Raw genomic sequence first — 11,556 nt, forward strand, 5'->3', positions numbered from 1 at the left:
TGCCAACACAGTCGTGATGACAGTTTGTGTAAGGGGGCAGTTATGACACAGTACAAGAATATTTTGGTTGTTGCCGATCCGGCGCAAGACAATCAACCCGCGCTTTCGCGAGCCGTACACCTTGCTCAAGGCTCACCAGAGACTAAAATTACGCTATTTCTAGCAATTTATGACTTTTCCTATGAAATGACATCCATGCTCTCGTCTGACGAGCGGCAAGCTATGCGAAAAGGCGTTGTGCAACAACGTGAAGAGTGGCTAAAAGATATCATTCGGCCTTTCATTGAGGATGGATTATCCATCGAGTTATTAGTCGTTTGGCATAATCGACCTTATGAGGCTGTGATTGCCGAAGTATTCAGCAATCATCATGACATAGTGATAAAAGCGACGCATGAGCACGATAAACTCGGCTCTGTGATTTTCACGCCAACAGACTGGCACTTGCTGCGCAAATGCCCTTGCCCTGTGTTAATGGTGAAAGAACATAAGTGGCCAGATAAAGGTAAAATCATTGCCAGTGTTAACTTAGCAGCCGATAGTGAGACCCACGAAGCGTTAAATGATTGCATTATTAACGAAGCCAAACGCTTTGCTGATACGCTTAATGCCGAAGTGAATATTGTTAACGCTTATCCATCCACACCTGTGAATATCACGATTGAATTACCTGAATTTGATCCCGCATCTTACACCGATGCAGTACGAGGCCACCACCTCACCTCGATGAAGGCGCTGCGCCAAAAACATGGTATTCCTGAAGAACAAACCTGTGTTGTTGAGGGGCTACCTGAGGACGTAATCCCTCGAGTTGCAGAAGAGCTCGATGCAGAAATGGTGATCTTAGGCACAACAGGTCGAACAGGGTTATCTGCTATTTTTATCGGTAATACGGCAGAGCATACGATCGATAGCTTGAACTGTGATTTATTAGCATTAAAACCAGAAGGCTACATTAGCCCTCTCGCACCTAACATTGATTAGCTTCTAGCTTCTAGCTTGTGCTCCAAACCTTCCAAATGCAAAACGGAACCTACTAGGTTCCGTTTTTATTTTAGTAACGTTGCATTACTTTGCAACAGGCTGAACGGGTTGCACCGCATTAGCATTTTCTTTCTTAGTCTCTGAACTAATGCCAACCAAAGCCTTAGCTAGCGTTGTAATAAATAGCTCTTGGTTCTTATCTTTACAATATTTAATACTTAGCCCACGTCTATTCCACTCACTCGCAATCGCAAAACGTGTATGTACGGAATCACGGCCATGAACATAAATGTCACAAATTTCTTGATTCGACATTTGCTGTGGCACTGAAGTCACTGTACTGCTTCGTAACCCAAGCTGTTGGGTTTGTTGGGATGAACACCCTGTAAGTGCGCTAAATGTAAAAACACTGAACAATGTTACTGCGACTAACTGTGCTGATTTAGTGATAGCCATAAATCCCTAAAAGCCATAACGAGTAGATTACTACCCTGTTGAATTTACAACCATTCTACCTAAGTCTGCTGTTATTGCGAGTTAACGTCTTTATGAATTTAGAGATTAATCGAGCTTTCAGCAATAGCGCTTTGCCTTTACGTCTTCTCGACATAAAAAATATATAAAAAAGGCGACCAACAGGGCCGCCTCTTAAAATCACAACGTTTATTAAACGTTAGTCACATCAATAAACATCGACTCATCAATGTTCGTTGATGATATTTCTGCTTCATTGAATGCATACTCCGCACGCTCACCTTCGCGATCGAGCGGTAAGTTAACAAAATCAAACAGATTTTTATCTGCCAATTGGCTTGGGCTAATGTTCTGAATTGATTTGAAAATACTATCAACACGACCAGGTGTTTTCTTATCCCAATCAATCAGCATCGCTTTAATACTTTGGCGCTGAAGATTTTCTTGTGAACCACATAGGTTACATGGAATGATTGGGAACGCTTTATGTTCAGCGTATTTGATCAGATCTTTTTCACGGCAGTAAGTCAGTGGACGAATCACCACGTTACGACCATCATCTGAACGTAGCTTAGGTGGCATCGCCTTTAAACGGGAACCGTGGAACATGTTCAGGAACATAGTCTCAACGATATCATCAAGATGGTGGCCTAACGCAATTTTGGTTGCACCAATTTTTTCAGCAAACGAGTAAAGTGTACCGCGGCGTAAGCGAGAACACAGACCACATGTCGTCTTGCCTTCTTCAATCTTCTCTTTCACTACAGAGTAAGTGTCTTTATCTACGATGTAGTAAGGAATATTCAGGCTTTCAAAGTACTCAGGTAGAATATGCTCAGGGAAACCAGGCTGTTTTTGATCCAAGTTTACAGCAACAACTTCAAAGTTGATCGGTGCTGCTTTTTTAAGGTTCAAAAGGATATCGAGCATCGCAAATGAATCTTTACCGCCACTGATACATGCCATCACAACATCATTTTCTTCAATCATGTTGTAATCGATAATTGCATTCCCAACATTTCTCCTTAGACGTTTCTGGAGTTTGTTGAATTCAAGTGTCTCTTTTCTATTATCATTCTGATTCATTGCGACTTCTCACACTGTCGAAGATATCGACTGTAGATTTCCTAGATGGATGCTTTGTAGGGCGAGGATTATACGGATTTTTCTGCGATGTTGAAACATCTCTATGATGGGATCTAAAAAAGCTGCATTTAGCAGCTTTTTTAGCGTCTTAATGTGTTATTTGAATAAGCTCAAAAAGAAGCGTTTAATGTAATCAACTATTTGGCTAAAGATGCCACCTTCTTCCACCGTTTCAAGTGCAACCAAAGGCGCTTCACCAACACTATTGTCATTCACTTGATAGATAACTTTACCAACAACCGTCCCTTTTCTAACTGGTGCGACAAGCTCTTCATCAAGTTCAACATGTGCTTTAAGCCACTTTACTTTATTTCGTGACGCGGTAACAAACGTGTCCTCACCAACACCTAGCTGAATCTCATCTTGATCGCCCATCCATATTTTTTCACTAAGGATAGACTCACCTTGCTTATGAGGTGACACTGTGTCAAAGAAACGGAACCCATAGTTCAGCAGTTGTTTACTCTCGGCTTCACGGCTCTTGGTACTACTTGCCCCCATCACAACCGAGATTAAACGCATGTTATCCTGAGTAGCCGAACTGGCTAAACTAAAGCCTGCACCACTGGTGTAACCCGTTTTCATGCCATCCACATTCAAGCTACGATCACCAAGCAAACCATTACGGTTACGCTGTGTAATATTGTTATAGTTAAACGAACGTTCGCTGTAGATAGAATAGATATCTGGTAAATCATGAATTAAAGCTTTACCCAACAAAGCGATATCATAAGGTGTGCTATACAGGTTCTCTGCATCTAAACCGTGCGGATTCGAAAATGAAGAATTCGTCATCTCAAGCTTTTTAGCCCATGAATTCATCAGACTAACAAAAGCCCCTTCCGATCCAGCCACATGTTCTGCAATGGCCACACTGGCATCGTTACCCGATTGAACAATCAGCCCACGGTATAAGTCCATCATGTTTACTTCGGTTCCCACTTCGATAAACATTTTTGATGAATCAGGGAAGTTTCGCGCCCAAGCATTACGGCTAATAACAACTAAGTCGTCAGCGTTAATATTGCCTTGCTGCATTTCTTTGCCCGCCACAAAACTAGTCATTAGCTTAGTTAAGCTGGCTGGGTTTAGTTTTTCGTGTGCATTCTTTTCTACCAACACTTTTCCTGTGTGGTAATCAATAAGTACATACCCTTTCGAACCTAATACCGGAGCATCAGGAATGACAGTTGGTGCCGCTGTAGCGTTAAGAGAAAAAGTTAAAAGCATTGCGGCTGTCAGCGAGCAAACAGGCAATGAGGATAAAACGCGTGGAATGGTACTCATTGTGCAACATATTCCGTTTAACCAAAAGATACATCCAGTATATATAAGGATTTCATGAATACATGCATTGCTCATCAACAATTACGATTGAGGTTAAATTCTGACAATTTCTCACGCTAATTTACATTATAAAGCATGTGCTCTGAGTCACTTTGTTGCGATTGTTAGTTTCTTAACTTTCCATAAAGCAGGATGTTGCCATTAATTCTAAACGCGCTACTATGCTAAAGATAAATTTAATATCATTACGTTAAACCATTTATAGCAACACATTAAAACAAGTGGATACCCACATAAAAAATCGCCATTCAACAGGAATTATTACAGGGAAAGAAGATGTCTAACTATCAACAGCTTGAGAAACATTTTAAAAAGCTTGCTCGCTTTAACCACCTAGGCGCTATGTGTGGCTGGGATCAAGCTTCAATGATGCCTGAAGGTGGTAATGATGCTCGTTCAGCAGCGATGGCTGAATTAGCCGTTTATACTCATCAGTTACTCACAGACCCTAAGCTAGAAGCCTTATTCACCCAAGCTGAATCTGAACAGTTATCTGCAGGCGCTCTAGCTAGCCTACGTGAAATGAAAAGCCGCTGGCAGCAAGCCACGGTACTGCCAGAAGATCTTGTCGAGGCACAATCAAAAGCAGGCTCGGTCTGTGAACATGCGTGGCGCGGTCAACGCAAAGACAATAACTGGGCTGATTTCCAAGTTAACCTAGAAAAGGTAGTCGACCTGTCTCGCCAAGAAGCGCAGATCCGAGCAGAGGCAACAGGCCTTAGTCGTTATAACGCCTTGGTAGATTTATACGAACCAGGTATGACGACAGAAAAACTTGATGCGATCTTTGCTGATGTAAAATCTTGGCTTCCTGACTTAATTCAACAAATTCAGAAGAAGCAAGAATCAGAAAGTGTGCTTACCCCGCAAGGCCCTTTTGCTATCGATAAGCAAAAAGAACTCAGCCTTGAAATGATGAAGCTACTCGGCTTTGATTTTAACCATGGTCGCCTTGATGTTAGCGTCCATCCTTTCTGTGGTGGTGTACCAACTGACGTTCGTATGACGACCCGTTATGATGAAGCGGATTTCACCTCCGCACTAATGGGTGTTATCCACGAAACGGGCCATGCACGTTACGAGCAAGGTCTACCAGAAGAATGGGCCGAACTACCTGCAGGTGAAGCGCGCTCAATGGGGATCCATGAATCACAAAGCTTGTTATTTGAAATGCAGCTTTCGCGCAGCCCTGAATTTATTAAGCTGCTAGCACCTACCGCACAATCTTTATTCAACCGTGAAGACGATCCTGCGTTTACAGCTGACAACATCACTCTCTTTAATACGCGAGTTAAACCTGCGTTTATTCGTGTCGATGCTGATGAGGTCACCTATCCTGCCCATATTATTCTTCGCTATGAAATCGAGCGGGATTTAATTGAAGGTAAGATTGAAGTGGCTGATATTCCATCACTCTGGAATCAGAAAATGACAGAGTACTTAGGTGTAAATACGGAAGGTAATTATACCGATGGCTGCATGCAAGACATTCACTGGACAGATGGCAGTTTTGGGTACTTCCCAAGTTATACGCTTGGTGCTATGTACGCAGCACAATTCATGGCAGCAATGCGCAAAGAAATGGATATTGAGCAACTCATTAGTGATAATAACCTCACGCCTATCTTTCATTGGTTGAAAACGAACATCTGGTCAAAAGCTTCTACACTTTCGACCGATGAACTTGTGATTCAAGCAACGGGTGAAGCACTTAATCCTCGTTATTTTAAAGAGCACTTAGAAGCACGCTATCTTCGATAGTGAAACATTGCGGGATATAATATCCCGCATTCCACCATTTATTTATGGGCAATTAAAACTCTCCTGAATCATCAATTAGCAATAAGCATCGTGCCAATGGCTATAATGACGAAGCTTCAGCAGCGCAAACAAGCATAATAACGCAATCAACTCTCCCATCCCCAGAGCAACACTATAGCTTGCAACACCAGCAAGGCTCGTTGCTGCAGTAGAAAAAATTATCTCACCAAAAGTTTGCGTTCCTTGGAAAAAAGCAATGTTCGTTGCGGGTTGCATGGTCTGTTGAGAAAAACGCATAGAGTATGTATATGTACTAACGGCAACAAACCCCATCCCAAAGCCGACAATAATCGCTGTTCCCCATACAATCCAAGTACCAGCTAACCAGTTTTCTACAATCGCAATCCATAAGCACCCACCAAACAATACCATCTTCAAACCGGTTAGCAATGTTACGCGGTAACCTTGTCGTTTGATAAAGTGACTTGCTACGAAGCAGCCAACTAACATTACGACTAAATGACCAACACCGGTCAGCATTCCGACTTGAGACATAGACCAAGATAAATCAACCAAGATAAACTTTGATAACGCCATAATGATCACCCCACATAACGTGGCGCATGAACATAAAATCAAGGTTGATACCGCTCTCGGTGTTTTAAAGAATTTAATTAACGAGGCTTTGGTCTTTTCTGTGACATGTTGTACTTTTGGCTCTTGCCAAAGCAAAACAGGAATTAAAGCTGTAAATGTGATTGCAGCCAATAAAAGTAAAGTAACTCGATAACCGGCTTGTTCAAAAGCAATCATGGCAAAAGGCCCAGCAAGTAGCATCCCGATGATAATCCCTGATACTTGAATCGCATTCACCAAACCAAGATCTGATTTGTCAGAATGATCAGCCGCTAATCCATCAGTCGCAATATCTTGCGTTGAACCCACTATTGAAGTTACAGCTAGTAAAAGTGTGACTAACATTAGTGTCTGTTCACTAATTTTAACCATTGCCAAGACAGTCAGTGTAGCTGCCATCATCAGTTGCATTGGGATAATCCAAGACTTTCTTCGCCCAACCGACTTTAACCAATGATTTTCGACAAACGGAGCCCATAAAAATTTGATAGCCCAAAAGATCCCAGCAAGTGGAACCATTGAAATAAGCTCTAACGGTAACCCTAAGGTTTTTAATAACGTCGGGATAGCATGAAAGGTTAAGCCAATAGGAATACCTTGAACAAAGTAGAGACAGCAAATAATGAGGATTAAGGCATTATTTCTTTTTGGCTTTATTTTATGGCTCTTACTTATATTATGATTATTGAAACTTACCATAGAAAACTATCCTTACTTTTTTATTGTGCGTTTCTAATTAAATTTACTGATGAGTTAAAAAACAGACAAATTATGCTTTAGTTGACAAGCAAAGTAAACGATAATGATTTTCATTTACTATAAGTGGTACTTATTATGCTAGTGGTCGCCTCCCCCCTCACAGAAACAAACGAACAACAGATCAATAATTCCACCTATGGCTTTATCAAGAACTTCTGTAACTTTGCTTTCGATTACCGAGGTATACCGCTGAAGCTAATGCAAGTTAACTTTGATCTAAACGATTATAAGAAAAACTTATATTCGAAGTTTAATATTGAGTGTCCGAAGCCAATTCAGACATCTGTTCCTAAAAGACAGGCTGAATTTTTTGCCGGACGCTTCTGTGCGAAGTACTTAATGGAAGCTGATCAAGGTTACTCTATCAACGTGCCTATTTCGTCAGATCGTTCACCTAAATGGCCTAATGAAATGACAGGTTCAATTTCACATACGGATGATAGTGCCGTTGCTGTAATTTATAAAAAAGAACATTTAAATAGTAAAATTTCACTTGGTGTTGATATTCAAAATTTAATATCAACTCTACAGAGTGAAAGCATACAGCCACTTATTGCAGTCACAACAGAATTATCACTATTAAAGGCACATGGCTACTCTAGTGAATACTGCACTACATTGTTATTCTCTGCTAAAGAGAGCATTTACAAAGCAATCTATCCACACATATATCAAATACTTGATTTTGATGACATTAAGTTAAGTACGATTAATTACCACACATCAACAATGACCTTTTCTACATCAGCAAATCTTATAAATAACTTCAACATTAATGAAACTATCGAATGCAACTATCGTTATGACATAAATAGAGCGCAAATACTCACTCTATGCGTTTATGAACCCAACCTATAAAATAGAGCTACCAAAGAACGCAGCTTTGGCAGCTTCTTTCTCAATCTAAATACTAAGCAGTTAAATGCCAGCTTTGAGCGTGCTGTTGAAGGTTCCAAAGCTCACTATAAAGCAGTTTATGTTGCAGTAAGGTGTCGTGCTCCCCTTGCTCGACGATCTTCCCTGCATCTAAAACAACAATATGATCAGCGTATTGAACTGTTGATAACTTATGGGCTATAACCAGTACGGTTTTATTCTGAACTAAAGCTTGCATTGCAACCTGAATATCTCGTTCATTTTCAGGGTCTAAAGAAGCTGTGGCTTCATCTAAGATAACAAGTGGCGCATCTTTAAGAAGTGCACGAGCAATTGAAAGTCTTTGTTTTTCACCACCTGATAAGTGTACGCCACCAGCACCAATCTCGGTATCAAGCCCCTTATCCATCTCCAACACTAAATTTTTAAGTTTAGCGAGCTCTATAACACGCCACAATTCATCATCCCCCGCATCTGGTTTAGCAACACGAAGGTTATTCGCCAGTGTGTCATTAAAAATATAATTTAATTGAAACACAATACTGACATGCTTAAGCCAATGCTCAACTTGCATACATGCAATATCAACCTGACTCCCTTGTTTTCCTATTGAGATTGAGCCTGAATCAAGCTGCCAAAAACGAGCAATCAATGACGCAATTGTCGATTTACCTGAACCTGATGGCCCAACAAGAGCGGTTACTTTATTATGAGGAATCGTTAGGTTTAAATTCTCAAAAAGCGGATATTTTGAACCTGGATAAGTGAAACTCACATCATTAAAGGTAATCGCCATGTTTGAAATCTTCGGTCGGCTTTCACCATGTGGCATAGTAGGTAATGACAGCACTTCATCAACACGGTTTACAGCCAGATCTAAATAATTCAGCTCAGCCAAAAACATTGACATGTTAAGTAATGGCCTAAAAAAGCGAACTGCTGCAATTAAAAATAATAATACTTCAGGTAAAGCTATAGTTTGCTCTAGCCAAGCCCAAGTAAGAACAACCAGCAACACAATTAAGCCAGACTCCACCAGTATATTAAAACTATAAACAGGCCATACTGCTGCTTTCTCAGCTTTTAGAGCTTGATTACGTGTTGATGTTAAAACATCATCTAAACGTGAAAAAGCTTTCCCCATCATGCGATATGACTTAAGTTCTTTTAAGCCATTCATGTATTCCATTACAGCGTCATTTAGTTGATGCATCAAATGCTGCATGTGACTCTGCCACTTCCTAGCATATGCTCGTGTTAATAAGTAAGCGATACAAGCTAATGGCAGAGTTGACATCATAGCCAGCCCCATTCGCCAATCTTTAGCTATCAGACCTAAGGCAAAAAAACATAATACTGAACTGGTCGCTATAATTGGCGCATACAAATGAGTAAAAATCCGCTCAATCATATCAATGTCTTTTAGCAAGGTGTTATTAACACTGCCAAAATCAGAACGCTGGAAAAAACCCATTGGCATTTTTCGTAAATGGTCACCTAAATGCTGACGAATTCGCTTTCCTGCATCAAAACCAATAAGAGAGATGTTCACGTGAATAATTCGTGCCAATAAGACCCGTATGATCATCATGACAGCACACCCGAGTACCAACATAAATTGATGTTGTATATCTGGCGTCTCTGATAACATATCCAACAGAATATAATAAAGAAAACCATATGGAGCAGAAGCAAAAAAAGCGTCAAGCACCGTCAGAAATACAGTTCGATTTAGTCCTTTCAGAGACGTACCTGTTAAACGTTTTAAGGTATTTATTCTTAACATGACTCAACACCCTCTGACACTGTAATAGTATCTTCACCCTTTGATGATTGCCCAAAGTGCCAAGCTTTAGTTTCTTGGTGTGCATTCCACATGGACTGATATAGCTCGCAGTGTTCTAGCAACTCACTGTGTGTACCTTCTGACACTTTTTTACCTTTATCCATAACAATAATTTTATCGACATGAGTAAGCGTATTTAACCGATGCGCAATAACTAATACTGTTTTGCCTCGCATTAAGCTTGAAATTGCTTGCTGAATACGAACTTCATTGCGTGCATCAGCATAAGCCGTTGCTTCATCAAGGATCAAAATAGGTGAATCTTTAGCTACAGCTCGAGCAATCGCTATTCTTTGAGCTTGCCCCCCACTTAAACTCCCTTGGTCAACTATCGTCTCGTAGCCTTCTGGCAATGACAAAATAAACTCGTGAGCACAAGCTGCTTTCGCAGCATTAACTATGTCTTCATCAGAGAGCTCATCATTCCCCATGCGAATGTTTTCTTTGATCGTTTGCTCAAAAATATAAACATCCTGAAAAACAAAACTAACAAACGACATCAATTGATCAAATGGAAACCCCGTTATAGGCTTATCACCTATGCTTATCTCACCACTTTGATATTCAAAAAATCGAGGAATTAACTGAGCAGCAGTTGTTTTACCTGCACCAGATGGACCTACAATCGCGGTGATTTTTCCTTGCATAGCAGTAAAAGAAACATCATCAACAGTACTTTTAATCGCTTTGTCATGTCTAAACGTTACACGCTCAAAAGTTATACCTGTATGCGCTATAGTTTGCTCTTTATCACCTTCACTCTGCGGCGTCGTTTCACAGAAAGATTTTATCTTCTCAACACCTTTTAGCATCTCACTGAACATGCCACCAAATTGAATAAGGTTATAAAGAGGTTCCATCAACCCCACACCTAACAACATAAAAATAAATAATGTAGATAACGTTAAATCACCTTGAGCGTATAGCCATACACCAACAGGTAATAAAAACAGCAAACCAAGATCAAGCGATAACTTAAATAAAGATGCTGGCGTTTTCGTATCTAACAACCAATTCGTCACCAGTGTATGATGCTCATTCACCGCATTTCGATATTTTTGATGCGAATCAACCGTCATATTAAACGCTTTTACTACAGGTATAGATGCGACAAAATCAACAACACTAATATGCAGATTTGAAACAACCTTATGGTACTCATCTACTCTAACGTTAAAGCCTTTGAACATAAGAGCTTGTAAACTCAAAGCTATAGGCAAAGGCAAGAGAACAATAAGTGCCAATCGCCAATCGATATATAACAAAAGCAGTGACGCGACTAAAGGGCTCACAATCGCAGCAGCCATATCTGGTAAGTGGTGAGCAATAAAAGTCTCAATTCTGTCGACATCATCTGAAATAATTTTTTTCATTGATGCCGCAGCTTGTTTATTACTTTCACCTAATGATAACTGCCCTACGCTATCAACAATTTGTTGGCGTATTTCAAATAACAGTTGAAAAGCGGCTTTATGCGACAATAATCCAGATGCTAGTTGCAATAACATTTTCATCACTAATGCAATCGCAGCAAGTAAAACTAATTGCCAGATAATATAAGAGTCAGTAATAGTGTCATTTATAAACCCATCTACCAATTGATAAATAATTAAATATGGTACAACCGTAAGTAAAGAATAAACAACGGCTAATACCATAGACGATAAAAGCTTACGGCGTTGGTTTGCAACCAATTCCATTAACCATGAAAACGGCGTTCCTTTCAT

9 protein-coding genes are annotated in these 11,556 nt (G+C 40.3%); 3 read left to right on the forward strand and 6 right to left on the reverse strand.

Going from position 1 to position 11,556, the window contains the following annotated elements; genetic code table 11:
- Positions 1-42: 42 nt before the first annotated feature.
- Positions 43-984, forward strand: a complete 942-nt coding sequence (gene uspE, locus OCU77_RS09070; RefSeq protein WP_048898379.1) for a universal stress protein UspE — start codon at positions 43-45, stop codon at positions 982-984.
- Positions 985-1,068: 84 nt separating this feature from the next.
- On the opposite strand, the gene OCU77_RS09075 is transcribed toward uspE, so the two are convergent.
- From OCU77_RS09075 to OCU77_RS09085, 3 genes are all read right to left on the reverse strand, one after another.
- Positions 1,069-1,440 (reverse strand): hypothetical protein, encoded by a 372-nt coding sequence (locus OCU77_RS09075; protein WP_239685920.1) that lies wholly within the window; start codon positions 1,438-1,440, stop codon positions 1,069-1,071.
- A 210-nt stretch (positions 1,441-1,650) separates the two neighbouring features.
- A complete protein-coding gene (gene ttcA / locus OCU77_RS09080) occupies positions 1,651-2,544 on the reverse strand; it encodes a tRNA 2-thiocytidine(32) synthetase TtcA (RefSeq protein ID WP_048898380.1) in 894 nt (297 codons plus the stop codon).
- Positions 2,545-2,700: 156 nt separating this feature from the next.
- Positions 2,701-3,891 (reverse strand): D-alanyl-D-alanine carboxypeptidase family protein, encoded by a 1,191-nt coding sequence (locus OCU77_RS09085; protein ID WP_048898381.1) that lies wholly within the window; start codon positions 3,889-3,891, stop codon positions 2,701-2,703.
- Positions 3,892-4,227: 336 nt separating this feature from the next.
- On the opposite strand from OCU77_RS09085, the gene OCU77_RS09090 reads away from it, so the two are divergent.
- On the forward strand, positions 4,228-5,712 hold the full coding sequence (locus OCU77_RS09090; protein ID WP_048898382.1) for a carboxypeptidase M32: 1,485 nt from the start codon (positions 4,228-4,230) through the stop codon (positions 5,710-5,712).
- Between the two features lie 75 nt (positions 5,713-5,787).
- On the opposite strand, the gene OCU77_RS09095 is transcribed toward OCU77_RS09090, so the two are convergent.
- A complete protein-coding gene (locus OCU77_RS09095) occupies positions 5,788-7,047 on the reverse strand; it encodes an MFS transporter (RefSeq protein ID WP_048898383.1) in 1,260 nt (419 codons plus the stop codon).
- Positions 7,048-7,182: 135 nt separating this feature from the next.
- On the opposite strand from OCU77_RS09095, the gene OCU77_RS09100 reads away from it, so the two are divergent.
- Positions 7,183-7,965 carry a 4'-phosphopantetheinyl transferase family protein gene (locus tag OCU77_RS09100; protein WP_048898384.1) on the forward strand — a complete coding sequence of 261 codons (783 nt, stop codon included), beginning with the start codon at positions 7,183-7,185 and terminating at the stop codon, positions 7,963-7,965.
- A 52-nt stretch (positions 7,966-8,017) separates the two neighbouring features.
- Here the strand turns inward: OCU77_RS09100 and OCU77_RS09105 are convergent, their stop codons facing one another.
- Both OCU77_RS09105 and OCU77_RS09110 read right to left on the reverse strand, forming a co-directional pair.
- Positions 8,018-9,769, reverse strand: coding sequence for an ABC transporter ATP-binding protein (locus OCU77_RS09105; protein ID WP_048898385.1), 1,752 nt, complete (start codon positions 9,767-9,769; stop codon positions 8,018-8,020).
- Positions 9,763-11,556, reverse strand: a complete 1,794-nt coding sequence (locus OCU77_RS09110; RefSeq protein WP_084711760.1) for an ABC transporter ATP-binding protein — start codon at positions 11,554-11,556, stop codon at positions 9,763-9,765. The genes OCU77_RS09105 and OCU77_RS09110 overlap by 7 nt, the downstream gene beginning before the upstream one ends.

Origin of the sequence: Photobacterium swingsii (genome assembly GCF_024346715.1) — a bacterium.
Taxonomy (GTDB): Bacteria; Pseudomonadota; Gammaproteobacteria; order Enterobacterales; family Vibrionaceae; genus Photobacterium; species Photobacterium swingsii.